The 23,598-nt window shown below is 71.6% G+C and carries 23 protein-coding genes and 2 pseudogenes; 14 read left to right on the forward strand and 11 right to left on the reverse strand.

From position 1 onward, the window contains the following. Positions 1–55: 55 nt before the first annotated feature. Together ACZ5K7_RS28225 and ACZ5K7_RS28230 are read right to left on the reverse strand one after the other, a co-directional pair. Complete coding sequence (locus tag ACZ5K7_RS28225; protein WP_468917480.1) at positions 56–1,888, reverse strand: ABC transporter ATP-binding protein; 1,833 nt, start codon at positions 1,886–1,888, stop codon at positions 56–58. Then, on the reverse strand, positions 1,885–3,585 hold the full coding sequence (locus tag ACZ5K7_RS28230) for an ABC transporter ATP-binding protein (RefSeq protein WP_468917483.1): 1,701 nt from the start codon (positions 3,583–3,585) through the stop codon (positions 1,885–1,887). Before ACZ5K7_RS28230 ends, ACZ5K7_RS28225 begins: the two co-directional genes overlap by 4 nt. 407 nt (positions 3,586–3,992) lie before the next feature. Between ACZ5K7_RS28230 and ACZ5K7_RS28235 the strand changes: the two genes are divergently transcribed. The 7 genes from ACZ5K7_RS28235 (at position 3,993) to ACZ5K7_RS28265 (ending at position 10,212) form a co-directional block, all read left to right on the forward strand. Continuing rightward, complete coding sequence (locus ACZ5K7_RS28235; protein WP_468917486.1) at positions 3,993–4,769, forward strand: HipA family kinase; 777 nt, start codon at positions 3,993–3,995, stop codon at positions 4,767–4,769. After that, positions 4,766–5,215, forward strand: coding sequence for a DUF3037 domain-containing protein (locus ACZ5K7_RS28240; protein ID WP_468917488.1), 450 nt, complete (start codon positions 4,766–4,768; stop codon positions 5,213–5,215). The genes ACZ5K7_RS28235 and ACZ5K7_RS28240 overlap by 4 nt, the downstream gene beginning before the upstream one ends. 152 nt (positions 5,216–5,367) lie before the next feature. Continuing rightward, positions 5,368–6,129 carry a 3-oxoacyl-ACP reductase FabG gene (gene fabG, locus ACZ5K7_RS28245; RefSeq protein ID WP_351706229.1) on the forward strand — a complete coding sequence of 254 codons (762 nt, stop codon included), beginning with the start codon at positions 5,368–5,370 and terminating at the stop codon, positions 6,127–6,129. A 51-nt stretch (positions 6,130–6,180) separates the two neighbouring features. Continuing rightward, positions 6,181–6,942, forward strand: coding sequence for an SDR family oxidoreductase (locus tag ACZ5K7_RS28250; RefSeq protein WP_351706226.1), 762 nt, complete (start codon positions 6,181–6,183; stop codon positions 6,940–6,942). Between the two features lie 221 nt (positions 6,943–7,163). Next, complete coding sequence (locus ACZ5K7_RS28255; protein WP_468917492.1) at positions 7,164–8,738, forward strand: ABC transporter substrate-binding protein; 1,575 nt, start codon at positions 7,164–7,166, stop codon at positions 8,736–8,738. 92 nt (positions 8,739–8,830) lie between these two features. Then, entirely contained in the window at positions 8,831–9,517 is a 687-nt protein-coding gene (ung, locus tag ACZ5K7_RS28260) for a uracil-DNA glycosylase (protein ID WP_351706312.1), read from the forward strand. Between the two features lie 191 nt (positions 9,518–9,708). Beyond that, entirely contained in the window at positions 9,709–10,212 is a 504-nt protein-coding gene (locus ACZ5K7_RS28265) for a hypothetical protein (RefSeq protein ID WP_468917493.1), read from the forward strand. 47 nt (positions 10,213–10,259) lie between these two features. Here the strand turns inward: ACZ5K7_RS28265 and ACZ5K7_RS28270 are convergent, their stop codons facing one another. Beyond that, a complete protein-coding gene (locus ACZ5K7_RS28270) occupies positions 10,260–10,733 on the reverse strand; it encodes a hypothetical protein (protein ID WP_450972777.1) in 474 nt (157 codons plus the stop codon). 112 nt (positions 10,734–10,845) lie between these two features. Continuing rightward, positions 10,846–11,358: a DinB family protein gene (locus tag ACZ5K7_RS28275; protein ID WP_351706214.1), complete on the reverse strand. Its 513-nt coding sequence runs from the start codon at positions 11,356–11,358 to the stop codon at positions 10,846–10,848. Between the two features lie 95 nt (positions 11,359–11,453). Between ACZ5K7_RS28275 and ACZ5K7_RS28280 the strand changes: the two genes are divergently transcribed. Continuing rightward, positions 11,454–12,365 carry a Gfo/Idh/MocA family protein gene (locus ACZ5K7_RS28280; RefSeq protein ID WP_468917498.1) on the forward strand — a complete coding sequence of 304 codons (912 nt, stop codon included), beginning with the start codon at positions 11,454–11,456 and terminating at the stop codon, positions 12,363–12,365. Here ACZ5K7_RS28280 and lnt read toward each other — a convergent pair. Beyond that, entirely contained in the window at positions 12,283–13,863 is a 1,581-nt protein-coding gene (lnt, locus tag ACZ5K7_RS28285) for an apolipoprotein N-acyltransferase (RefSeq protein WP_468917501.1), read from the reverse strand. The genes ACZ5K7_RS28280 and lnt overlap by 83 nt on opposite strands. 76 nt (positions 13,864–13,939) lie before the next feature. Next, positions 13,940–14,425, reverse strand: coding sequence for a nuclear transport factor 2 family protein (locus tag ACZ5K7_RS28290; RefSeq protein WP_351706205.1), 486 nt, complete (start codon positions 14,423–14,425; stop codon positions 13,940–13,942). 556 nt (positions 14,426–14,981) lie between these two features. Here ACZ5K7_RS28290 and ACZ5K7_RS28295 point away from each other — a divergent pair. After that, positions 14,982–15,722: an SDR family NAD(P)-dependent oxidoreductase gene (locus tag ACZ5K7_RS28295; protein WP_468917504.1), complete on the forward strand. Its 741-nt coding sequence runs from the start codon at positions 14,982–14,984 to the stop codon at positions 15,720–15,722. A 15-nt stretch (positions 15,723–15,737) separates the two neighbouring features. On the opposite strand, the gene ACZ5K7_RS28300 is transcribed toward ACZ5K7_RS28295, so the two are convergent. Both ACZ5K7_RS28300 and ACZ5K7_RS28305 read right to left on the reverse strand, forming a co-directional pair. Next, positions 15,738–15,917, reverse strand: coding sequence for a hypothetical protein (locus ACZ5K7_RS28300; protein WP_046727191.1), 180 nt, complete (start codon positions 15,915–15,917; stop codon positions 15,738–15,740). A gap of 589 nt (positions 15,918–16,506) precedes the next feature. Then, positions 16,507–17,331 (reverse strand): helix-turn-helix domain-containing protein, encoded by an 825-nt coding sequence (locus ACZ5K7_RS28305; protein WP_351706198.1) that lies wholly within the window; start codon positions 17,329–17,331, stop codon positions 16,507–16,509. A gap of 134 nt (positions 17,332–17,465) precedes the next feature. Between ACZ5K7_RS28305 and ACZ5K7_RS28310 the strand changes: the two genes are divergently transcribed. Both ACZ5K7_RS28310 and ACZ5K7_RS28315 read left to right on the forward strand, forming a co-directional pair. Continuing rightward, positions 17,466–18,173 (forward strand): alpha/beta fold hydrolase, encoded by a 708-nt coding sequence (locus ACZ5K7_RS28310; protein WP_468917509.1) that lies wholly within the window; start codon positions 17,466–17,468, stop codon positions 18,171–18,173. A gap of 54 nt (positions 18,174–18,227) precedes the next feature. Next, complete coding sequence (locus ACZ5K7_RS28315; RefSeq protein WP_351706192.1) at positions 18,228–18,593, forward strand: nuclear transport factor 2 family protein; 366 nt, start codon at positions 18,228–18,230, stop codon at positions 18,591–18,593. Between the two features lie 112 nt (positions 18,594–18,705). On the opposite strand, the pseudogene ACZ5K7_RS28320 reads toward ACZ5K7_RS28315, so the two are convergent. Together ACZ5K7_RS28320 and ACZ5K7_RS28325 are read right to left on the reverse strand one after the other, a co-directional pair. Beyond that, positions 18,706–18,840: pseudogene (locus ACZ5K7_RS28320) on the reverse strand (undecaprenyl-diphosphatase); the annotation flags it as partial. Between the two features lie 270 nt (positions 18,841–19,110). Then, positions 19,111–19,942 (reverse strand): annotated as a pseudogene (locus ACZ5K7_RS28325) (helix-turn-helix transcriptional regulator). A 334-nt stretch (positions 19,943–20,276) separates the two neighbouring features. On the opposite strand from ACZ5K7_RS28325, the gene ACZ5K7_RS28330 reads away from it, so the two are divergent. From ACZ5K7_RS28330 to ACZ5K7_RS28340, 3 genes are all read left to right on the forward strand, one after another. Further along, on the forward strand, positions 20,277–21,719 hold the full coding sequence (locus tag ACZ5K7_RS28330; RefSeq protein WP_468917512.1) for an aldehyde dehydrogenase family protein: 1,443 nt from the start codon (positions 20,277–20,279) through the stop codon (positions 21,717–21,719). A 66-nt stretch (positions 21,720–21,785) separates the two neighbouring features. Beyond that, the gene (locus tag ACZ5K7_RS28335; RefSeq protein ID WP_468917515.1) at positions 21,786–22,142 is read left to right on the forward strand and encodes a nuclear transport factor 2 family protein; all 357 of its coding nucleotides are present in this window, start codon (positions 21,786–21,788) and stop codon (positions 22,140–22,142) included. A 28-nt stretch (positions 22,143–22,170) separates the two neighbouring features. Continuing rightward, positions 22,171–22,479 (forward strand): nuclear transport factor 2-like protein, encoded by a 309-nt coding sequence (locus ACZ5K7_RS28340; protein WP_468917517.1) that lies wholly within the window; start codon positions 22,171–22,173, stop codon positions 22,477–22,479. 8 nt (positions 22,480–22,487) lie between these two features. On the opposite strand, the gene ACZ5K7_RS28345 is transcribed toward ACZ5K7_RS28340, so the two are convergent. Next, positions 22,488–23,567, reverse strand: coding sequence for a protein kinase family protein (locus ACZ5K7_RS28345; RefSeq protein WP_468917520.1), 1,080 nt, complete (start codon positions 23,565–23,567; stop codon positions 22,488–22,490). Positions 23,568–23,598 lie beyond the last annotated feature (31 nt).

The following is a 23,598-nucleotide window of genomic DNA, read 5'->3' on the forward strand; positions in this document are numbered from 1 at the left end:
CTTCTGTTCGGGCGACGGGTCCGGCGGGGGGCGGCTTGGATCAGTGGGGGCTCGGTCAGCGGGGGGCTCGGTCAGCGGGCGCTCGGGAGGCGTCGGCGGGGCGTTCGGCGGTGGCGCGGCTGCCGGCCCAGGCCTGCCACAGGGCCGCGTACCGGCCCTCGGCGGCGAGGAGTTCATCGTGGGTGCCCTCCTCGACGATCCGGCCGGCGTCCAGGACGACGACCCGGTCGGCCGCGGCGGCCTGGCTCAGCCGGTGGGCCACGACCAGTGCCGTACGGCCCCGCAGCGCCTGCTCGGCGGCCTCGTCGAGCAGCCGGGCGCCCGAACTGCCGGCCTCGGCGGTCGCCTCGTCGAGTACGACGACCGGCGGATCGGCCAGCAGCAGACGGGCCAGGGCGAGTTGCTGGGCGCGGTCGGCGGTGAGCCGGTGGCCGCCGTCCCCGACGACCGTGTCCAGCCCCTCCGGCAGGGCCTCGGCCCAGCCGAGGGCGCCCACCCGGGCCAGCGCGTCCCACAGCTCCTCGTCGCTCGCGTCCGGGCGGGCGAGGCGCAGGTCGTCGGCGAGCGGCCCGGCGAACACGTGCACCTCCTGGGTGACGAGCCCCACCAGCCGGCCGGACTCGTCCGGTTCGGCGCCGCCGATGTCGACCCGGCCCGCCTCCGGGCGGTGCAGCCCGGCCACCAGCTTGGCCAGGGTCGTCTTGCCCGCACCGGTGGTGCCGACCAGCGCGATCCGCTCCTTGGGCCGCACCTCCAGGTCGACACCGCGCAGCACCGGACGGCCGGGCACGTACGCGTGCGAGACACCGGCCAGGGTCACGGACGGGTCGCCCGCCCCGGCCGTCGTACCGGCGTCCCGCCGCCCGGAGACCGCGGGCACCGGCTCGTCGATCACACCGACCAGCCGGGCCAGGCCCGCCGTCGCCGACTGGGCGTCGTCGAGCAGCACCAGCGCGGTGTTGACCGGACCGAAGAGGCTGTGGAAGTACAGGGCGGCGGCCGTCGCCGTGCCGACCGAGGCGGAACCGGACCGCACCAGCAGGAACCCGGTGCCCAGGACGGCGGCGAGACCCACGTACTCGGCGATGTGCAGCCTGCTGTAGAAGCGCAGCACCAGCCGTACTCCGCGCATGGTCAGTTCCACCGCGGCCCGCGAGCGCTCGGTGACCCGGCGGCTGTGGCCGTCCTGGAGCCGGTACGCCCGTACCGTGCGGGCCCCGCCGATGGTGTCCAGCAACTGCTGCTGTTGCTCGCCGGTGGCGATCCGCTCCTGGGCGTACAGGGGGACGGCGTTGCGCACGTACCAGCGCGCGGTGTGCGCCTGCACCGGCACGGCGAGCAGCGCGGCCAGCAGGAACCGCCAGTCCAGCAGGGCGAGGGCGCCCAGGGTCAGCACGATCGACAGCGCGGAGCGGGCGAGTTCGGGCAGGGCGGTGCGCACCGCGTCGGCGACCCGGGAGACGTCCCGGGTGACCCGGGAGTTGAGGTCGCCGGAGCCCGCCCGCTCCAGCCGCTCCAGCGGCAGCGCCAGGGCACGCTCCACGAACCGTTCGCGCAGCCGGGCGAGCGCGGTCTCGCCGAGCCGGGACACCAGCGACATGCCCAGCGCGGTCGTCACGCCCTGGACCACGGCCACCCCGGCGAGCGCGAGCACGGGCGCGGTGAGCGCGTCGGGGGAGCGGTGCCGGGTGACCAGGTCGACGATATGGCCGAGCAGCGGCTGGGTGAGCAGTCCGACGGCCGTGGCGAGCACCAGCACGCCGAAGCCGGCGGCCGCCAACCCCCGGTTCGGGCGCAGCAGTTCGCGTACGGCCGCGCGAGTGCGGGCGGGTGTGGCCGTGGGCAGCAGAGCCCGCCCGGGATCGTCCCCTCGGTCGGTCCGGGTCATGCGAGCACCGCCGTCCGGTAGGTCTCGTGGGTCAGTGCCAGCTCCGCGTGCGTGCCCTCGGCGCCCACCCGGCCGCCGTCCAGGAACACCACCCGGTCGGTGACGGCGAGCAGCGCCGGGCTGTTGGTCACCACGACCGTCGTCCGGCCCTGCCTGATCCGCCTCAGCCCCTCGGCGATACGGGCCTCGGTGACCGCGTCCACCGCGGTCGTCGGATCGTGCACCACCAGGACGGGTGGCTCGGCGCGCAGCGCCCGTGCGAGCAGGACGCGTTGCCGCTGCCCGCCGGACAGCGACCGCCCGCCCTCACCGACCCCGGTGTCCGCTCCGTCCGGCAGCGAACGGGCGACCTCGTCGGCGTCGGCGGCGGCCATCGCCCGGTCCGTGCGCGGGTCCGGGCCGTCGCCGCCCCCCGGGGTCACGTTCGCGGCCAGGGAGCCCTCGAACAGCGCGGCGTCGTGCGCGGCGACCAGCACCGCGGCCCGCAGCCCCGCCGGGTCCAGCCGGGTCAACGGCACCCCGTCCAGCTCGACCGAGCCCGACTCCGGGTCCGCCTCCCGGCCCAGACAGCTCAACAGGGCCTCGGCACACGCCGGATCCGTCACCGCGATCCCGGTCAGCCGGCCGGCGGCCAGGTCGAGGTCCACGCCGTCGAGGCCGCCGAACCGTACCCCGCGCAGCCGCACCTGCCCGCGCACCCCGTCCGGCACCGGCTCGTCCCCGCCCACGACGGCGGGTCCTGCGGCCAGCACCCGGGCGATCCTGGCGGCGGAGGCGCGGCCCTGCGCCAGCTCGGTGTTGACCCAGGCGAACGTCTCCAACGGGCCCAGCAGGAACAGCGCGAGCCCGACCGCCGAGACCAACTGCCCCAGCGTGAGGGACCCGTCGAGCGCCAGCCGGCCGCCCACCCAGGCGATCAGCGCGATGAACCCGCCGGTCAGGGCCAGGACCAGACCGGTCTGCCACGCCTCGGCGCGGGCGGCGCGCAGGGTGGCCGCGAGGGAGACCCTGCTGGTACGCCGGTACCGCTCCACGGCCGCCCGCTGGGCGCCGAGTCCCTTCAGCACCCGCAGTCCGGCCACCAGGTCGGCCGCGACTCCGGCGGCGCCCGCGGCCCGGTCCTGCTCGGCCTCGCTGCGCCGCTCCAGCGGTTTGCTGAGCAGATGGCCCAGCCACAGCAGCACCGGCGTGCCCAGCAGCACGATCAGACCGAGCGTCACGGAGGTGAGCAGCAGGGCCACGGCGCTCACGGTGATGCCGGCGACCGCCCAGATCCCGCTCATCAGCGCCATGTTGACCGCGCCGACCCGCTTGGCGTCCTCGGTGGCCACGTTGGCGAGTTCGCCGGAGAGCCGGTCCTCCTCGGCGCCGCCCCGGGGGTCGAGCACCCGGTGCACGATCGCCAGCCGGAGGGTGTGCGCGGCTTCCTCGGCGCCGCGTTCACCGGCGCGCGCGCCCAGCCGGAAACTCCACGACAGGCACACGTACAGGACGGCCAGGACGGCCAGCCACAGCGCCAGACGTCCGGCGTCCTGTCCGGCCACGGCCTGGTCGACGACGACACCGATGAGCACGGGGACCAGCGCTTCCCCGAGTTGGTGCACACAGCCGAGCGCGGAGCCCAGAGCGAGCCGCCGCCCCTGCCCCCTGACCGAACGTGCCAGGACGTCTCGCCCCGACGGTTCCCCTGATCCCACCAGCCACCCTCCGGAAACCGGTCAACTTAGGCAAGGCTACTCTAAGTAAATGCGGTGACGTCAATCCCCGATTCCCCTCAGACGGACGGGTGATGACGATCCGGCGGGGGGCGAGCGACGCCGTCGAGATCCGCCGCGAGGGAGTGCGGCGGGATATTGCGCGGGCGCCCGGCGACCGGCGCCGGGAGCCCGGTGCCGGAGGTGCTCGGTGTTTGTGTGGCCTCGGTGGTGGCGTCGGAGTTGGCGCGGTACCTCGGGTGTGCGCGCTGCTCGGCGTGACGGCTCGGGTGTTCATGGGCGGCCATCACGCTCGGTTACTATGCTCACTTCGTGCCGGAGGCCGAAGGCAGAGGGCCGCAGCCCTCCGCTGTTGATCGCAAGGTTGAAGACTTGGATGGCCTGAGGAAATGCTGCCAGAAGTCACTGTGACCCGCTATATCACGCCCCTGCGTGAGGGCGGTTCGCTGCCGGGGCTCGTCGAGGCCGACGACTTCGGGACGTATGTCATGAAGTTCACCGGCGCGGGGCAGGGCCGGAAGACGCTGGTCGCCGAGGTCGTCTGCGGTGAACTCGCCCGCCGGCTCGGGTTCCGGATGCCCCGTCTGGTCACCGTCGAACTGGACCCGGTACTCGGGCTCGGTGAACCCGAGCAGCAGGTGCAGGACCTGCTGCGCGGCAGCGGCGGCACCAACCTCGGCATGGGCTTCCTCTCCGGCGCCCTCGGCTTCGACCCGCTCGCCTTCACGGTGAGCCCCGAGGAGGCCGGGCGGATCGTCTGGTTCGACGCGCTGATCAACAACGTCGACCGCTCCTGGCGCAACCCCAACCTGCTCGTGCACCGCGGCGACCTGTGGCTCATCGACCACGGCGCCACCATGATCTGGCAGCACAACTGGCCCGCCGCCGAGGCCTCCGCCGGCCGCCCCTACGACGCCGCCGACCACGCGCTGAGCGGCTCCGCCCCCGATGTCCGGGCGGCCGCCGCGGAGTTGGCGCCCCGGGTCACCGAGGACCTGCTCGCCGAGGTCACCGCCGAGATCCCCGACGTCTGGCTGGCCGACGAGCCCGGCTTCGACACCCCCGACGACCTGCGGCGGACCTACGCCCGGCCGCTGCTCGCCCGAGCCGCCGTCATCCATGAGCGCATCACCGGCATCGAGCCCCGCACCCAGGGAGCAAAGTGAGCCAGACCCACATCCACGTGGCCGGACATGTGGTCGAGCGGCACATCACCCGGTCCGGCCAGGGCGGCGGCCGGGATGTCTTCGAGTACGTCCTGCTGCGTGTGGTACCCCGCGTGGAGCGCGGCGAGTGCATCAACGCGGGCGTGATCGTCTACTGCCGGGCCAAGGCCTACGTCGGCGCCCGCACCCATCTCGACGAGGCCCGGCTGCTGGCCCTGGACCCGGACGCGGACCTGGCCGGGGTGCGGGCCGCGCTCGGGGCGGTCGAGCGCGTCTGCGCGGGCGGGGAGGCGGCGGGGCAGGCGGCCGGCGACGACCCGGGGCGGCGCTTCCGCTGGCTCGTCGCCCCCCGCTCGACGGTCGTGCAGCCCGGCCCCGTCCACACCGGGCTCACCCTCGATCCGGCGGCCGAGACCGAGCGGCTGCTGGACCTCCTGGTGAGGTAATCGATCACACCCGCGCGGTGTGACGTTGACACCGCGTGCCAGGGCTTCTAGCGTCACGTCTACTGAAGGTACTAAGCGGTCGCTCACCGCAGGGCGGGCTCCGTGAGCGGGCTCACTCGATCAGGTTCTCTCAAGGGCGAGGAGACACAGGAATGTCCACCACAGAGCAGCGGGTCGCGGTCGTCACCGGTGCCGCACGCGGGATCGGCGCCGCCACCGCCGTACGACTGGCCGCCGAGGGCCGCGCCGTCGCCGTGATCGACCTCGACGAGGCCGCCTGCAAGGACACCGTGGAGAAGATCACCGCGGCCGGCGGCAAGGCGATCGCGGTCGGCGCCGACGTCTCCGACGAGGCCCAGGTCGCCGCCGCCATCACGCGGGTCGTCGAGGAGCTGGGCGCCCCGACCATCCTGGTCAACAACGCCGGCGTGCTCCGCGACAACCTGCTGTTCAAGATGTCCGCGTCCGACTGGGACACGGTCCTCAACGTGCACCTGCGCGGCTCCTTCCTGATGACCAAGGCCGTCCAGCAGCACATGGTCGAGGCCGGCTGGGGCCGGGTCGTCAACCTGTCCTCCTCCTCGGCGCTCGGCAACCGCGGCCAGGCCAACTACTCCGCCGCCAAGGCCGGTCTGCAGGGCTTCACCAAGACCCTCGCCATCGAGCTCGGCAAGTTCGGCATCACCGCCAACGCCGTCGCCCCCGGCTTCATCGCCACCGAGATGACCAAGGCCACCGCCGAGCGCGTGAAGATGGGCTTCGAGGAGTTCAAGGCCGCCGCCGCCACCCAGATCCCGGTGCAGCGCGTCGGCGAGCCCGAGGACATCGCCAACGCCATCGCCTTCTTCACGAACGAGGCGGCCGGCTTCGTCTCCGGCCAGGTGCTGTACGTGGCCGGCGGACCGCTGGACTAGCGGACGCCAGGGATCACCAGGGTTCACCAGGGACTATCGAGGATCACGGACATGACTGAACTGCCCGAGCTGTCCGGCAAGGTCGCCATCATCACCGGTGCCAGCCGCGGCATCGGCTATGGCGTCGCCGAGGCGCTGATCGCCCGCGGCGACCGGGTCGCCATCACCGGCCGCAACGAGGACGCGCTCAAGGAGGCCGTGGAGAGCCTGGGCGCCGAGCGCGTCATCGGCGTCGCCGGGAAGGCCCACGACCTGGCCCATCAGAGCGAGGTCGTCGACCGCACCATGGAGGCCTTCGGGCGCGTCGACTTCCTGGTCAACAACGCAGGCACCAACCCGGTGTTCGGCCCGATCGCCGATGTCGACCTGGACGTGGCCCGCAAGGTGTTCGAGACCAACGTGGTCTCGGCCCTCGGCTTCGCCCAGAAGACCTGGCACGCCTGGCAGAAGGACAACGGCGGCGCCATCGTCAACATCGCCTCCGTCGCCGGCCTTTCGGCCTCGCCGTTCATCGGCGCGTACGGCATCAGCAAGGCCGCGATGATCAACCTGACCCAGCAGCTGGCGCACGAGTTCGCCCCCGGCGTCCGGGTCAACGCGATCGCCCCCGCGGTCGTCAAGACCAAGTTCGCGGAAGCCCTGTACGAGGGCCGGGAGGCCGAGGCCGCCGCGGGCTACCCGCTCCAGCGGCTCGGCGTGCCCTCCGACATCGGCGGCGCGGCCGCGTTCCTGACCTCGGAGCAGTCCGACTGGGTCACCGGCCAGACGCTCGTCGTCGACGGCGGCATCTTCCTCAACGCCGGCGTGGCCTGACGGCTCCACAGGCCGTCCGGGCGTCGTCTTCGTCACAGACATTTCATCCCAGGAACGACGGAAACGACGCCCGGACGGACACACAAGATCCACACAGCTGAATGACAACGTCGTCATAGCACATTCGATCAACGCCCGTGTTTCCGGGGCGGTTCAAGGAGGACAACGCTGCGGTATGGTCTGCCGCCGACCCCTGGTATGGCGGATCGAGGAGCGAGCGCGTGTTCAACCGGAACCGAGGCCTTCGCAGAGTGGCCGCTGTCGCGTCCATAGCCCTGGTGGCCGGCTGCGGTGTGTTGGCCGGCAGCAGTACGGAGGACAGCGGGCCGATCGTCGTCGGGACCACCAGCGCCCCCAGCACCCTCGACCCCGCCGGGTCCTGGGACGGCTCCTGGGAGCTGTTCCGGAACATCTACCAGACCCTGCTCGCCTACCCGGGCGGCGCCACCACCCCGCAGCCCGACGCCGCCGAGCACTGCGCCTTCACGGACTCCGGCAACCGCACCTACCGCTGCGAACTGCGCTCCGGCCTGAAGTTCGCCGACGGCGACGCGCTCGACGCGGAGGCGGTCAAGTACTCCATCGACCGGATACGGACCATCAACGCGCCCAGCGGACCCGCCGGACTGCTCGGCAGCCTCGACAGGGTGCAGGCGCTCGGCGACCGCGAGGTGGTCTTCCACCTCAACAAGACCGACGCCACCTTCCCGTTCGTCCTCGCCACCCCGGCCATGTCGATCGTCGACCCCGACGACTACCCCGCGAGGTCGCTGCGCAAGGACGACGCGGTGTACGGCTCCGGGCCGTACACCCTCAAGTCGTACGACGACGAGCGGGCCGAACTCGTCCGAAACGACCGCTACCACGGCTTCGCCGACCGGCAGAACGACGCGGTGACCATCCGCTACTTCCAGGACTCGGCCACCATGGTCAAGGCCCTGCGGTCCGGGGACATCGACGTCACCTACCGCGGCCTCGCCGCCTCCGACATCGTCGCCCTGGAGGCGCACACCGACAACGAGCTGCAACTGATCGACGGCACCGGCACCGACATCAGCTACCTGGTGTTCAACCCCGCCGACCCGTGGGCCAAACAGCCCGCCGTGCGCAGGGCGGTGGCCCAGATCGTCGACCGCTCCGCGATCGCCCACAAGGTCTACAAGGGCACCGTCGACCCGCTCTACTCCATGGTCCCGGCGGGCCTCACCGGCCACACCACCGGCTTCTTCGACGACTACGGCGACCCCAGCACCTCCAAGGCCCGCAAGATCCTCACCGACGCCGGCGTCACCCAGAAGGTCCCGCTCACCCTCTGGTACACCACCGACCGGTACGGCTCCGAGACCGGCCGGATGTTCCAGGAACTCAAGCAGCAGCTGGACGACTCCGGACTGTTCACCATCACCCTCCGCAGCCGGCCCTGGAAGACCTATGTCGTCGGTTACCAGAAGGGCGAGTACCCCGTGTTCGGGCGCGGCTGGTTCCCGGACTTCCCCGACGCGGAGAACTTCATCGCCCCGTTCGTCGGCGAGCAGAACGCGCTGGGGACGCCGTACCCGTCCCCCGTGATCACCGGCAAGCTGCTGCCCGAGTCGCGCACCGAGAGCGACCGCGGCGAGGTCGTCAAGCAGTTCGAGGAGGCCCAGCAGATCCTCGTCGACGACGCGCGGCTGATCCCGCTGTGGCAGGGGCGGCAGTACGTCGCGGCCAGCGACGACATCTCCGGCGGCGAGCAGGCGCTCGACCCGTCGACGATCATGATGATGTGGGAGCTGCACCGCAAGACCAGCTGGTGAACCGGTGTGCGAGGGCGATTGTCAGTGGCCGCCTGTAGGTTCTTGGGCATCAGCAGGAACTGCAAGTGACCGTACATCGTGAGGACGTTGACGTGACCGACATCGCCATGCTGCCCGAGTCCTGGCGCGGGGTTCTGGGCGACGAACTGCAGCAGCCCTACTTCAAGGAGCTGACCGAGTTCGTCGAGGAGGAGCGGGCGAACGGCCCTGTCTACCCGCCGCGCGAGGAGGTCTTCGCCGCGCTGGACGCCACGCCGTACGACCAGGTCAAGGTGCTGGTCCTCGGCCAGGACCCGTACCACGGCGAGGGCCAGGGCCACGGTCTGTGCTTCTCCGTCCGCCCCGGGGTGAAGATCCCGCCGTCCCTGCGGAACATCTACAAGGAGATGAAGGAGGAGCTGGGCTGGGAGCAGACGCCGGACAACGGCTATCTGATGCCGTGGGCCCAGCAGGGCGTCCTGCTGCTCAACGCGGTGCTCACGGTCCGCGCCGGTGAGGCCAACTCGCACAAGAACAAGGGCTGGGAGAAGTTCACGGACGCGGTGATCCGCGCGGTCGCCGAGCGGCCCGACCCGGCGGTCTTCGTCCTCTGGGGCGGCTACGCGCAGAAGAAGCTCCGCCTGATCGACGAGACCCGGCACGTGGTGGTCCAGGGCGCCCACCCGTCCCCGCTGTCCGCGAAGAAGTTCTTCGGCTCCCGCCCGTTCACCCAGATCAACGAGGCGGTCGCGGCGCAGGGCCACCAGCCGATCGACTGGCGCATCCCGAACCTGGGCTGAGCGCGCGGGGCGGGTGCCGGGCCTACGAGGGGGGTGTCGGCCGGCGGGTATCGGGACCGCGGGGGTATCGGACCGACGGGGGCGGGGCCGACGAGGGGGGAACACGTCGGTTTCGGGGCGGGTCGGATGGCGCTGAGGGGCCCCGGTGGCGGTTAGCGTCGTCGGAGACAGCGGAGAGCTCGGAGGACGTGGTGGCGGAGCGACAGGAGCGCACGGCACCCGATGCCGTGCTCACACGGATCGGGCAGGTCGTGATGCTGCACCACGCCGGGGACCGTGAGGAGGCCCGCCGGCGTCTGCTCGACCTGTGGGCGGAGCTCGGCGAACACGGCGAGCCGTTGCACCGCTGCACCCTGGCCCACTATCTGGCCGACACCCAGGACGATCCGTCCGACGAACTCGCCTGGGATCTGCGCGCGTTGTCGGCGGCGGACGAGGCGGAGGGAGCCGAGGGGCTGCGCGGCTTCTACCCCTCGCTGCATCTCAACCTCGCCGCCGACTACGTCAAGCTCGGCCGCGCCGAAGCCGCCCGCACCCATCTGCGCCGGGCTCGCGGCGCGGCCGCCGTCGCCCTCGGCGACGACGGGTATGGCGACGGAGTGCGGGCCGCGATCAGCCGCCTGGAGCTGCGGCTGGGGGAGGACGACACACCGGACGGCGACTCCTGGGGCCCACCACGGCAGCGGCCGAACTAGCGGCGGTCCGTTCGATCGCCGTTCACCGCGCCCTTGCCGGCGCCTCCTCAACGCCCGTACGTCTGCTCGCAGATCCGCACCTCCGGGCTGTCCGTGCGCCAGCCGCCGTACTGCCGGCCGAGGGCGCACACGTCCGGGGCCTTCGGCACGGACCCGGAGAGATCGGGGACGTCGGTCCCCGGGCCGCGGGGCCGCTGCGGGTGCGGGTGGGGGTGCGGGGCGACCGCCCGCGGGGCAGGGGTCCGGTGGTGGGACGGGGGAGGGGGTGCCGGGGCGTGGGCGGCGGTCGGCGTGGCCCGGTGGGCCGGGCGGGACGGGCCGACCATCTCCAGGGCCTCCTTGACCGGCGCCTGCACCACCCGGGGCTCGGCGGTCCCGTCCGGGCGGGGCACCGACGGCTGCGAGGGCGCCGTACCGGGCGGCGGGCCGGGCGCCGCCGGACGCTGGACCGTCACGCAGCCGGAGAGGGCCGAGACGGTCACGGTGACCAGAAGCGCTGCGGTGGTGGTCGTTCGATGCACCCGGGCAACTCTGCTGGGTTCGCACGGAGGTTGACACCGCCGACAGGAGTTTGGTGCCCCGCACGGGTGATCTCGTGCCCCGTACGGGGGGCCGGCGGGTGCGAGGCTGACGTCACTCGCCGGTCGCGCCGTCGATACGCTCCCGGATCAGGTCGGCGTGGCCGTTGTGCCGGGCGTACTCCTCGATCATGTGGGTGTGGATCCAGCGCAGGCTGGGCTGCTCCCCGGTGCGGCGGTGGCGGCCCTTGGAGAGGTCGTCCAGGCCGAAGTCGGCCGCGTTGCGCCGGGCGGCCTCGATCTCGGCCTGCCAGCTCGCGTACGCCTCCTGCCAGGTGTCCGCCGCGCCGAAGTGGAACTCCCCGTCCGGCTCCTCGTCGCTCCAGTAGAGCGGGTGCGCCGCCTCGCCGGCGAGCACCCTGCGGTACCAGGACCGCTCCACGTCGGCCATGTGCCGCACCAGCCCCATGAGGGACAGCGGGGACGGCTCCACCGAGGCGATGGCGAGCTGGGCGTCGGTCAGACCCGCGCACTTCATCGCGAGGGTCTGCCGGTGGAACTCCAACCAGCCCTCCAGCATGGTGCGTTCGTCGGCGTCGAAGGCGGGTGAACGGCGTTCGGTCGTCATGCCGGGCATCCTTGCCCACCCGGCCCGATCCCACCACGGATTATCGGCCCGTATGCTTCCGGACAGGCACATGGGCAACCGCGAGGAGAGCGTCAGTGAAGGTCGGCTGCATCGGACTCGGCGACATCGCGCGGAAGGCGTATCTGCCGGTGCTGGGCGTGCAGCCGGGCCTCGAACTCCATCTCCAGACCCGCACCCCCGCCACCCTCGCCGAGGTCGCCGACAGCCTCCGGCTGCCCGCCGACCGCCGGCACGCGACCCTCGACGACCTCCTCGCCCAGGATCTCGACGCCGCTTTCGTGCACGCGCCCACGGCCGCCCACCCCGAGATCGTCACCCGGCTCCTGGAGGCGGGCGTACCGACGTACGTCGACAAGCCCCTGGCCTACCGGTTCGCCGACTCCGAGCGCCTTGTGACGCTCGCCGAGGCGCGGGACGTGTCGCTGTTCGTCGGTTTCAACCGGCGCCACGCCCCCGGTTACGTCCAGTGCGCCGACCACCCGCGCGAGCTGATCCTGATGCAGAAGAACCGCGTCGGGCTGCCCGAGGAACCCCGCGCGATGATCCTCGACGACTTCATCCATGTCGTCGACACCCTCCGCTTCCTCGCCCCCGGCCCGGTCGACGACATCACCGTCCGCGCCCGCGTCGCCGGGGGCCTGCTGCACCATGTGGTCCTGCAACTGTCCGGGGACGGCTTCACCGCGCTCGGCGTGATGAACCGGCTCAGCGGCTCGGCGGAGGAGATCCTGGAGGTCTCCGGGCAGGACACCAAGCGTCAGGTCCTCAACCTCGCCGAGGTGATCGACCACAAGGGGCAGCCGACGGTCCGGCGGCGCGGCGACTGGGTGCCGGTCGCCCGGCAACGCGGCATCGAAGGGGCCGTGCTCGCCTTCCTCGACGCCGTCCGCGCCGGCAAGGTGCTCAGCGCCCGGGACGCACTGGCGACTCATGAGCTGTGCGAGCAGGTGGTACGAGAGGTTCGGCGGCACTCCGGCGCAGCCTGAGCGCCCGCAGCCGCAGCCCCTCGCCCAGACAGAAGCCGGCCAGCACCAGCAGCGCGCCGTCCACCGTCCAGTCGCCGTACCGCACGAACGGCGTGACACCGCGGGCGATCGGCACCTCGTAGACCCGCGCCGTGCTGGCGTCCGTGCCCAGCCACGGTCCCAGCCGCGCCCCGTCCGGGCCGTACACCGCGGAGACGCCGGTCAGCGTGGCGTGGACCATGGTGCGGCCGGTCTCGGCGGCCCGCAGAGCGGCCAGCGAGGCGTGTTGTTCGGGGGCCCAGCTGTGCTGGAACGACGAGGTCGAGGTCTGGCCTATCAGCACCTCGGCGCCGTCCTGGGCGAGATGCCGGCTCATGTCGGGGAACGCGGTCTCGAAGCAGACCATGGGCCCGATCCGCAGCCCGTGGCCGACGTCCATCACCACCTGCTCGGTGCCGCGGCGCCGGTCCTCTCCGGCCGCCTTGCCGACCGAGGTGGCCCAGCCGAGCAGCGAACGGGCCGGTATGTACTCGCCGAACGGGACCAGCCGCATCTTGTCGTACCGGTCCCCGGTCGGGCCGTCCGCGCCCACCAGGAGGGAACTCTTGTAGATGCCGGGCCGGTCGGAGCGCCGGGCGTCCACGTTGACCAGGATGTCCGCGCCGGTCTCCCGGGAGAGGGCGGCGATCCGCCGGGCGAGGTCGGGCCGGTCACCGAGGTCGTACCCGACGCTGCTCTCGCCCCAGACGATCAGGTCGGGGCGCCGCCCGGCCAGTTGCCGGGTCAGCTGCTCCTCGCGGGCGAAGCGCCGGTCGCCGCTGTCGGTGCCGTCGACGATGCCGGGCTGTACGACGGCGATACGGACCTGGCCGTCGACGTCCGGGCGCGGTGACCACATCCAGGCGGCGGAGGTCGCGGCGGCCGTGGCCACCAGCGAGGCCACCGCGGGCACCCGTGCCTCGCGCACGGAGACGAGGACGGTCAGCGCCACATTGACGGCCACGACCAGGAAGCTCAGCAACCAGACCCCGCCCACGGAGGCCAGCCGCAGCGCGGGCGTCACCTGCCACTGGGTGGCGCCGAGCATGCCCCACGGCCCGCCCAGCCCCTGCCAGGACCGCACCAGTTCCACCATCAGCCAGCCCGACGGCAGCACCAGCACCGCGGTCGCGGCCCGCCCCGGTGACGGTGTCCCGCCCAGCAGTCGGCGCGTCAGCAGGCCCCAGGGCGCCCAGAGCACGCTCAGCAGGCCGGCGATCAGGAAGATGAAGACGTGCAGGCTCGGCAGCAGCCAGTGGTGCACGGCGACCATGAACCCGAACCCGCCGCACCAGCCGTCGTACGCCGCCCGCCGCCCGGTCGGCGCCGAGCGCGCCAACAGCAGCCAGGGGACCAGGGCGACGTAGGCGAACCACCACAGCGACGGCGCCGGAAAGGCCAGTACGGGCAGCGCGCCCCCGAGCGCCGCCACGCAGGAACGCCGCCAAGGGGAGGTGAGCCAGCGCTCGACGGTCCTCATGCGTCGCCTCCTGCCTGCGGGTCCTTCCAGTGTGCGGGACCGGCGGGGATCTCCGACAGGGGGCCTGGGCGCGGGGTCAGTCCGGTACCACCGCCGCGCGCTGCTCGCTCATCCTGCGCCACTTCTCCTCGACGACCACCTGGCGCAGCCGCCAGCCGTCCCGGGTGCGCAGGAACGCGAAGGCGTAGCGGCCGCCGCACACGAAGTCCGGGGCGGTGGAGGCGCCGTCGCCACCGGCGAACCGCATGGGGTTGATGTAGTCGGCCTGGAGGTGGGCGGTGTCCCCGGCGTCCTGCTCCAGGATCCCGAACCGCACCTGGCGGTTGACGATCAGATGCTGCCGCATCGAGAACAGGGTCAGGCTCTCCGAGAGCCACCCGGCCACCTGCCCGGCATCCCCCTCGATCCCGCCGGCCGACCGGTAGTCGGCCCGCCCGTCCGCGGTGAACAGTCTGCGGTACGCCGTCCAGTCCCCGTCGTCCACGGCCACCGCGTAGTCGGTGACCAGTCCGTCCACGGCCAGCCGGTCCATCACGGTCGCGAGCTCCACGCGCTGCGTCATCGGCTCAGTGTTGGGCACGGGGCGAGCACAGCCAAGAGGTGTGGGCGATATGCGGGTGATATTCGGCGATGTTCGAACCGACCGGGCCCCGACCTCGGTCACGCGTACGGCCGACGGGTGGAATGAGAATGTGAGTTCGATGAAATCCTCGGTCGTCGCAGGGGGCGCACGAGGACGACCCCACAGGGGGCACCGTCGGCCTGTGCCCATGACCTTGGGTGCGGTCGCCGAACTCCGGATCACGGCCGCGTGGCGAAGTGGACGAAGAACGGGCCTTCCGTCGAGCATCCTGCCCTGCGCCGCGGGGTGCCCGTCCGCCGCGTCCTGTCTCCGGGCCGCACGAGAACCGGGTTGCGTGGCAGGGGGGTTGCATGGGGGCAGGGGGAGTCGAGGTGTGCGCCCGCGTGGGCGCGGCGGGACCCCGGGCGGGATCGGCGCTTCGGTACACCGCCTTCTCGGTCCGCCGGACGGGCCTGTCGGGCGAGGCGGTCACAGACGAGGCTTTTCGCGTCCTCCGACCGTAAGATCATCGCCCGGTCGGTCTCAGGAGGCTCGTATGGCACGTCCCGTCACGGTCGTCACCGGTGGGAGCCGGGGTATCGGCGCCGCCGTCTGCCTGCGGCTCGCGGCCGACGGGCACGATGTCGTGATCGGCTACGTCCGGGACGCGGGAGCCGCCGAGGTGGTCGCCGAGGGGGTGCGTAAGAGCGGGGCGCGTTGTGCTGCCGTAGCGGTGGACACGGCAGTGGAGGCGGATGTCGAGCGGCTGTTCGACACGGCGGAACGGGAACTGGGTGCCGTCACCGGGCTGGTCAACAACGCCGCCGTGACCGGGCCGCTCGGGCGGCTCACGGACGTGGACAGCGCCGATCTGCGGCGCGTCGTCGAGGTCAATCTGCTGGGCACGCTGCTGTGTTCACGGCGGGCCGCCCGGCTGATGGCGGAGCGCGGGAACGGGGCGATCGTGAACGTGTCCTCGGCGGCGGCCACGCTCGGCAGCCCTGGCGAGTACGTGCACTACGCGGCGACGAAGGCGGCCGTCGACGCCCTGACCGTGGGCCTCGCCAAGGAGCTCGGACCGGACGGGGTGCGGGTCAACGCGGTCGCGCCCGGAGTCGTCGACACCGAGATGCACGCGGCGATGGGCGACCCGGGACGGGCCCGACGGATCGGCGCCGCAGTGCCGTTGGGGCGGCCCGGCCGACCGGAGGAGATCGCCGCCGCCATCGCCTGGCTGCTGTCCCCGGAGGCCTCCTACACGACGGGCGCGGTGCTGCGGATCTCCGGCGGCCGCTGAAGCCCGGCGCCGGGGTCAGGCCGCCTCGATGATCCGCCCGCGGATCGCCTCGGCCCACTCGACCACCAACAGCTCGTACTCCGACCGCTCCTGGGCCGACAGCGTGCCGCCCGCACGCAGCCACAGCGCCCGGATGTGCTCGTTGACCTCGGCAGCAGACCGCGCGGAACCAGGGGTTCGGGAATCGGGGGACATACCGAACAGCGTAGGGGCAAGAACTGACCGTGCGCTACCAGGCGGCTACGCAGACCGTATGGGGTTGGTCACGGGCGGAACGGCGGGCGGGGCGCCGAGCCTTGGCATTTGCCGGACGGGTGGTCGCGACGCGGACCCGGCGGTACGCCCCTGTCCTGGCCTTCGCCCTCACCGGAGCCGGTACGACGCCTCCAAAGCCCGGGAAAACGGCGGGTGTTGGGGGTTGGCCGAGATAGGCCGCCCAGCCGCGCCCACACCACGAACGACCGCCCCGGCGCACACACCGCGGGAGCCGATTCAGCACGCTCGCGCGGTAGCCGTCGCCTCCCCCACGCCCGCGGCGAATCCATCGCCGTCCCGCGCCCATGCCGCGCCCCGCGCTCCCGCAGTCGACGTCGCCCGCCCGCACTCACGCCGCACACACGCCGCGCATCCGCCGTAGTCGTTCCGCGCTCCCGCCGCGATCATCTTCCCGGCATTCACGCCGTGGACGCTGCTGGCGTGCCCCCCCCCGTGGTCGTGCCGCGCCGCGCCTCCGCCGTAGTTGTCACGCCTTGCGCTGCCGCCGCGATCATCTCCCCCCGGGCACTCACGCCATGGTCGTCGCCGACGCAAGCAACGCCAGTTTCTCGGCGCTGTCGGTGTCCGGAGTCGGGTGGTAGATGACGAGGGTCTGGCCGGTCGTCCCGGTGACGGTCAGGCGTTCGCGGTTCAGGCGCAGGCGGCCGACCTGGGGGTGGTCGATGTGTTTGGCGGCGCCCTCGCACGCGGCCACGTCGTGGCGTGCCCAGAGCCGGCTGAAGTGGGGGCTCGCGAGGGAGAGTTCGCCGACGAGGTCGATGACACGGGGGTCGTCCGCGTCGGTTCCGACGGACCGGCGGAAACCGGCGATCATGCCGGCGCCCGCGTTCGCCCAGTCCGGGTGGAGGGCCTGCTCGGCGGGGTCGAGGAAGGTGTCCCGCAGCCGGTTGGCGCCGACCGTGAGGCGCGGTGACAGCGCGGTCGCCAGGGCGTTCACGGCGAGCACGTCGAAGTAGCGGCCCTCGACGAGCGCGGGCAGCGGGAGGGCGGCGACCAGCTGGACGACGCCGGGCGGAACCGTCTCCTTCCGGCGGTGGCGCCGGCGTCGGCGGGGCCCCGCGGCGCCGAGGCTCAGCAGATGGGCCGTCGCGGCCTCGTCGAGGCGCAGTACCCGGGCGAGGGACTCCAGGACCTGTACGGAGGGGTTGCGGTCGCGGCCCTGTTCCAGACGCAGGTAGTAGTCGGCGCTGATCCCGGCCAGCATCGCCACCTCCTCCCGGCGCAGGCCCGGCACCCGCCGTACCCCGAGCACGGGGATGCCGACCTGCTCGGGCGTGACGAGCTCACGGCGGGCACGTACGTACGCGCCCAGCAGGTTCGGTTCGTCGGTCATCCCGCCACCGTAACGCGGGCCGTCGCGCCCCTGCCTGGTCCTGTCACCCCCAGGACCAACGGGGCTCTGCCCCGGCCGGAGCGGGCGCGGGAGCGTGATCGACGACGGTCATGACCACAGTGAGGAGCGAGACCATGTCGACGTATCTATTGGTGCACGGCGCCTGGCACAGCGGAGAGTGCTGGGAGCGGGTCGTCCCCCTGCTGACGGCGGCGGGACACCGGGTGTTCGCGCCGTCGCTCACCGGACACGGCGGGAAAGCGCATCTGCTCGGCCCCGAGGTCGGCCTCGACACCCACGTCGACGACGTCGTGGGGCTGATCACGGACGAGGACCTGACCGATGTCGTGCTCGTCGGCCACAGCTACGCGGGGCTGGTCGTCTCGTCCGTCGCCAACCAGGTCCCCGACCGCGTCGGGCACCTGGTGTATCTCGACGCGATGGTCCCGGAGCACGGCGAGAGCGCCGCCGACGTCCAGCCCGTGAGCCAGGTCCTGATCGACCGCGCGCTGGCCTCCGGCAGCGGCTGGCGGGTCCCGCCGCTGCCCGAACTGCCCCTGCCGCACGGCCTGTTCGGGGTGACCGATCCGGCAGACGTGGCCTGGCTGCGCTCGATGCTGACCGATGAGTCGGTGCGCTGCCTCCAGCAGCCGGTGCGGCTGGACAACCCGGCCGTGCACTCGATCCCCCGGACCCACATCCACTGCGTCGCCGACGTACCGGAAGGCATCGTCCGCCGTCCGGTCCCCGCGACGGAGCAGGTGTGGCGACTGCCCACCGGCCACGACTGCATGATCACCATGCCGGCGGAACTCGCGGAACTCCTGCTCAAGCTCGGCTGATCCCGAGGGGAAACGCGCTGTGCAGGGGGCGGTGCGAGGCCGTAGCCTGCCCGCATGACGGACCAGGACGAGCGCGCGGTACAGGCGGCCATCGACGGGGAGCTGCGGCTTCTCGATCCCGAGGTGCGTGCCTCCCCGGACCTCGTCCTGGAGCTTCTCGACCCGGAGTTCACGGAGATCGGGGCGTCCGGCCGCCGCTGGGACATCGTGTCGGTCCTCACGGTGACCAGCGGCGGATCGGTGTCCCCTGACTCGCCGGTCCAGGTGAGCGAGATGTCCGGGACCGTGCTCGCACCGGGCCTCGTCCACCTGACGTACTTCGCGGACAACCAGGGACGCCGGGCCTGGCGCAGCTCCCTGTGGCGGCTGACGGAGACCGGCTGGCGGATGTACTTCCACCAGGGCACACTCACCGCCTGACGAGGCGCCCGCCGAACCGCCGGCCGAGAAGCTCCGGTCGAGTGGCTCCGGCCGAGAAGCGCCGGACGAGAGCCGCCCGCCGAGAGCCGCCCGCTGAGAGCCGCCCGGGGTGCTAGCCCGCCGACTCCGCCGCGTGCGGGCTCAGCACGTCCGCCGAGACCAGGGCGATGATCACGATGCCGAGGGCGATGCGGTACGAGACGAACGGCATGAAGCTCTTGTTGGAGATCCACTTCATGAACTGATGTACTTCGGCAAAGCCCTCGTCTGATACGACTCTGCGCGAGCCTGGAACTGAGCAACCCTCTCAACCCTCGAATGGTGCCCAGCCAACTGCATACGACAGGTCACAACACCAGACGGGCCCCAGTCCGTGGTGCCTGCGGATCCCCGACGGCCAACTTGGCACTGTCCGACACAAGTTCCGGCAGAGGAAGGAGGTACTCCACCGGTTGCCCGGAGTCCGACAACACCCTGGCAACCGGGGTGCCACAGCTGCTGGGGGCGACTCCTGAGATCACGGACTTTGTCGGCCGGCCGCATGGAGCGACCCCAGGAGTGCGAGGGAGTCCGCGTCGGTGCTTCCAGCTTCTGCGGTCCCGACCAGGAGGTACTGGCCGGAGGCGGCCTGTACGTCGAACGCCTGGTAGGTGAGGGTGATCTGGCCGACGTCCGGGTGGTTGAAGACCTTGGTCTTGCGGCCCAGGCCGCTGACGCTGAGGTCCTGCCACAGGGCGGCGAACTCGGGGCTGTCGGCAAGTAGTTCCCGTACCAGCGCGGCGATCTCGGGATCGCGGCGTTCCCCCCCCGGCGGCCAGGCGCAGTGCCTCGACGGAGTCGCGCGCGACGGTCTGCCAGTCGGCGAACAGCTTGCGGGCTGCCGGGTCGCGGAAGAGGGAGCGGACCATGCGGCGTGGGTCGGCCAGAGGCGAGAGCAGGGCATCGGCCAGCGCGTTGGAGGCGAGGATTTCCAGCCGGTGGTTGATGACGTAGGCCACGGCGGTGGGGAAGGCGTCCATCAACTGGAGCAGGGCCGGGTGCACGGGGTCGTGCGGAGCGGCGGGCGTCGATTTCGGCAGCAGGCCGGCGAGCCGGTAGGCGTGCCAGCGAGCATCGGTTCCCAGCTGCAGAGCCTTCGTGATGGCGTCGATGACCTGGGCGGAGGGGTTGGTCTCCCGCCCCTGTTCGAGACGTGCGTAGTAGTCGGCGCTGACCCCGGCCAGGACAGCGACCTCCTCACGCCGCAGGCCGGTGACGCGGCGCGTGCCGGACGTGGCCATGCCCACGTCTGCGGGACTCAACCGAGCACGGTGTGCGCGGAGGAACTCACCCAGCTCGTGGTCGCTCATCCTCGCATCGTACGCCGCCTCCCGGGCCGCCTGGGCGTGCCTGAGCAGCGAGGAGCCGTGTCCTGATGGCCGCAGTGGCTCTCGGACCGTAGCGGCTGTCTCCGGAGGGACCCGGGCAGTCGTTCCTGGGTGTGGCACTCCTAGGCAGACCCGGCCTTCCTGGTCGGTGGCGGGAGACCGATAGTCGGTGGTGTGCCTTCCCTGCGACCGCGGGACGTCAGGGGGACCTGACACCAGGGCCGATCCGACGGGCCGATCCGACACCAGGAGAATCCGTCGTCCCCAAGGCCACCGGTACCTCCGACAGTACCGATCCTCACACCAGGAGAGTTCCATGACTACTGGCTTCACCATGACGATCGCGGGCAGAGCGATAGCCGGAGCGAGCGAATACGACGTGCTCGACCCGGCCGACGAGACTGTCGCGGGGCGGGCGCCCGTCTGCTCGCCCGAGCAGCTGGACCAGGCCGTGGCAGCAGCCCGGGCGGCGCTTCCCGGCTGGTCGGCCACTCCGTTCGAGGAGCGCCGCAAGCTCGTCCTGGCGGTCGCTGACGCCGTCGAGGCACAGCTCGAACCGCTCAAGCGGCTCCTCACCCGGGAACAGGGCAAGAGCTTGGACGACGCCGCCGGCGAGATCCTCGGGTTCGGGTACTGGCTGCGCGGGACGGCTTCGCTGTCGCTGCCGGAGACGGTCAATGAGGACAGCGCGGAGCGTCTCTCCGTCACCCAACGTGTCCCGCGGGGTGTCGTCGGGGCGATCGTGCCGTGGAACTACCCGCTGGGCAACGCCGGGTTCAAGCTCGCTCCGGCCCTGCTCACGGGCAACACCGTGGTGTGGAAGCCGTCGCCGTTCACCCCGCTGACCACGCTGAAGGTCGGCGAGATCCTGCGCGACGTGCTCCCGCCCGGCGTGCTGAACGTCGTGTCGGGCGACGCCGGGCTCGGGCCGCGGATGACCGAACACCCGGGCATCGACATGATCAGCTACACCGGCTCCACCAGGACTGGCCGCCAGGTCATGGCCGGCGCGGCGCCCACCCTGACCCGCGTCACCCTGGAATTGGGCGGCAACGACCCCGCCATCGTCCTTCCGGACATCGACGTCCCGGCCGTCGCCGAGAAGCTGTTCTGGGGGGCCTTCGCCAACAGCGGTCAGGTCTGTCTGGCGATCAAACGCCTTTACATCCACCGAGACGTCTACGAACCGCTGAAGCAGGCCCTGGCCGCCTACGCCGGCACTGTACGGATGGGCCCCGGCACCGAGGCGGGCGTGCGCCTCGGCCCGGTCCAGAACCGCCCGCAGTACGACCGGATCCTCGGCCTCCTCGACGACTCCCGGGCGCACGGCCACAGCTTCGCCATCGGTGGCCCGGCGCAGGGCCAGGACAGGCCCGGCTACTTCGTGCCGCTGACGCTCGTGGACAACCCCCCGGAGGACTCGCGCATCGTCCAGGAGGAGCAGTTCGGCCCGGTCCTGCCGCTCCTCCGGTTCGACGACGTCGACGACGCCGTGGCCCGGGCCAACGCGGGCGAGTACGGACTCGGCGCGTCCGTCTGGTCGGCCGACCCCGAAGCGGCCCTGGCCGTCGGCCGACGCCTGGAGGCGGGCACGGTGTGGATCAACGAGGTCCAGCACCTCACCCCGTATGTCACCTTCGCGGGCCACAAACAGTCCGGCCTCGGCTCCGAGAGCGGGCCCGAGGGCCTGATCGAGTTCACCGCGCCTCGGACCATCTCGGTCCGGCGCGGCGGAGGGGCTTCGACGGCAACGTCCTGAACTCCGGTCACGGACCCGTGACCGTGCACCGACGACATCGAACGACACAGAAATAAGGAGCCGATCGTGCCGACGAAGCAGCAAGTGGAGGAGTGGGTGGCCGGCTACGTGCGCGCCTGGCGCAGCCACGCGCCGGAGGAGATCGCGTCCCTGTTTGCCGCCGATGCCGAATACCACGAGTGGCCGTACGAAACGCACTGGATCGGCCGCGAGGAGATCGTGAAGGGCTGGCAGAGCCGAGAGGCCTGGCAGCAGGGCGGCTGGGACTTCGACTGGACCCTCTTCATGACCAACGGAGACACGGCCGCCATCGGCGGCACGGGCGTCTACAAGGAGCTCGGTACCTTCGCCAACCTCTGGACCGTGACCTTCGACGAGCACACCAAGTGCACCGTGTTCCGCATGTGGAACAACCAGGTCTGAGTCCGGGAACCAGAACCACCGAGGAGAGATGATGGTCGACGACGCAGAATTCAAAGCCCTGGCCCCCTTCATCAAGCTCGTCGAGGACTCACTCGCGGGACTGGCCGACGGGGACCGCTACTTCGACCTGTTCGCGGACGACGTCGTCATGGAGTTCGTCTACGCGCCACCAGGCACACCGCCCGAGCTCCGGGGACGTCAGGCGATCATCGATTCGTTCCGCGGCTACGGGCGCATCATCACCCTCGACCGCATGAGCGACGCCAGGGTCTACACGCCGGCCACGCCCGGCGTGACCGTACGAAGCGAGAACAGCCGCCGGGAGCCCCAGCGCTGAGTTCCTGCTCAGCTGCGACGCGGCCTGTCCGCATCGAGGGCCCGGCGGAGCGCCTCCGACGGGTACGGGGTCTGCCTGCTCTCATCCTGGACCTTGCCGTAGAAGTCCGTCATCACTGCGGCGAGCGGTGCATGGCGGGAGAGGATCGCCCTGGCCACTTGCGGTCCGCCCAGCGGGTCCTCCCCTTCCGCACATGCCCGAATGAGTGCGCAGCGTTCTTCCCGCTCGTACTTGTATCCGTAGAGATGCGTGATCAGCCAGTTCACCAGCCAGCTGCGCGTGTAGCAGCGATCGTAGGTCCTGTGCAGCTCGAAGAAGCTGGTCTCGGACGGTGACAGATCGAATTGGGAGGAGAGGGAGAGTCCGTAGTCGGCGAAGTACAGGCGTCGGCCGTCGGTCAGGATGTTCTGAAAATGGGCGTCGAAGTGCAGCAGCCCGCGAACGTTCATGAAGGACGTGCCGGCCTCCAGCCCGTCCTCCACCAGGGAGCAGGCCCGGTCAGCGGACTCATCGTCAGCCTGTACCTGCTCAACGAACCACTCGTGGAGCGTCTGAGGGATGTACTCCAGGAAGATCGCCAGGCTCGCAGAGGACTGCTGAAGGGCCTCGATACGACGGCGTACCTTCGGACCGCCTCCCCAATAGTCCACGGCCCGCTCCACGTCCGGGAGTTCCCCGGAAAGCGCGGACGTGTCCGGCAGCACCCGCCAGTGGTACATCAACGGAAACCCCTGGTACTGCCTTCCGAGAACCCAGTTCGTCGTCATGATGTGGACGGCGAGCTCCCGCCACGCCCCGAAACTGGGCCCGACCGGGCCCGGCCCACCAACGCCGTACTGGCAGAAGGTGGGAAGCCCGAACAGGTTGGCCGTGGACCGGACATGCTCCGGAAGAAGCTCCATGTCCGTGAGCGGCACCCGCTTCACGAAGACCGGCTTCCCACCGACCTCCAGCAGCGCGGACCTCCCGCCGATACCGGAGCCAAGCGGCACGGCAGCGTCCACAAGCTCGCCCAGCTGGCGATCACTTCGCAGGGCGAGGGACGTGGAGACAGCGCTGTAAGCGGCCAAACGCGCGTCTTCCGACATGCCGGGACGCTCGACTGCTACGTGCATCGGA

Source organism: Streptomyces sp. NPDC031497 (assembly GCF_055580905.1).

Coding starts and splice junctions, on each gene's coding strand:
- ACZ5K7_RS28275 (WP_351706214.1), bottom strand. CDS start 11,358: ATGACGACCGAACGCCGTTCACCCGCCTTCGACGCCGACGAACGCACC.
- ACZ5K7_RS28330 (WP_468917512.1), top strand. CDS start 20,277: ATGACTACTGGCTTCACCATGACGATCGCGGGCAGAGCGATAGCCGGA.
- ACZ5K7_RS28235 (WP_468917486.1), top strand. CDS start 3,993: ATGCTGCCAGAAGTCACTGTGACCCGCTATATCACGCCCCTGCGTGAG.
- ACZ5K7_RS28250 (WP_351706226.1), top strand. CDS start 6,181: ATGACTGAACTGCCCGAGCTGTCCGGCAAGGTCGCCATCATCACCGGT.
- ACZ5K7_RS28345 (WP_468917520.1), bottom strand. CDS start 23,567: ATGTCGGAAGACGCGCGTTTGGCCGCTTACAGCGCTGTCTCCACGTCC.
- ACZ5K7_RS28300 (WP_046727191.1), bottom strand. CDS start 15,917: ATGTCCCCCGATTCCCGAACCCCTGGTTCCGCGCGGTCTGCTGCCGAG.
- ACZ5K7_RS28315 (WP_351706192.1), top strand. CDS start 18,228: ATGACGGACCAGGACGAGCGCGCGGTACAGGCGGCCATCGACGGGGAG.
- ACZ5K7_RS28225 (WP_468917480.1), bottom strand. CDS start 1,888: ATGACCCGGACCGACCGAGGGGACGATCCCGGGCGGGCTCTGCTGCCC.
- ACZ5K7_RS28340 (WP_468917517.1), top strand. CDS start 22,171: ATGATGGTCGACGACGCAGAATTCAAAGCCCTGGCCCCCTTCATCAAG.
- ACZ5K7_RS28295 (WP_468917504.1), top strand. CDS start 14,982: ATGGCACGTCCCGTCACGGTCGTCACCGGTGGGAGCCGGGGTATCGGC.
- ACZ5K7_RS28305 (WP_351706198.1), bottom strand. CDS start 17,331: ATGACCGACGAACCGAACCTGCTGGGCGCGTACGTACGTGCCCGCCGT.
- fabG (WP_351706229.1), top strand. CDS start 5,368: ATGTCCACCACAGAGCAGCGGGTCGCGGTCGTCACCGGTGCCGCACGC.
- ACZ5K7_RS28290 (WP_351706205.1), bottom strand. CDS start 14,425: ATGACGCAGCGCGTGGAGCTCGCGACCGTGATGGACCGGCTGGCCGTG.
- ACZ5K7_RS28310 (WP_468917509.1), top strand. CDS start 17,466: ATGTCGACGTATCTATTGGTGCACGGCGCCTGGCACAGCGGAGAGTGC.
- lnt (WP_468917501.1), bottom strand. CDS start 13,863: ATGAGGACCGTCGAGCGCTGGCTCACCTCCCCTTGGCGGCGTTCCTGC.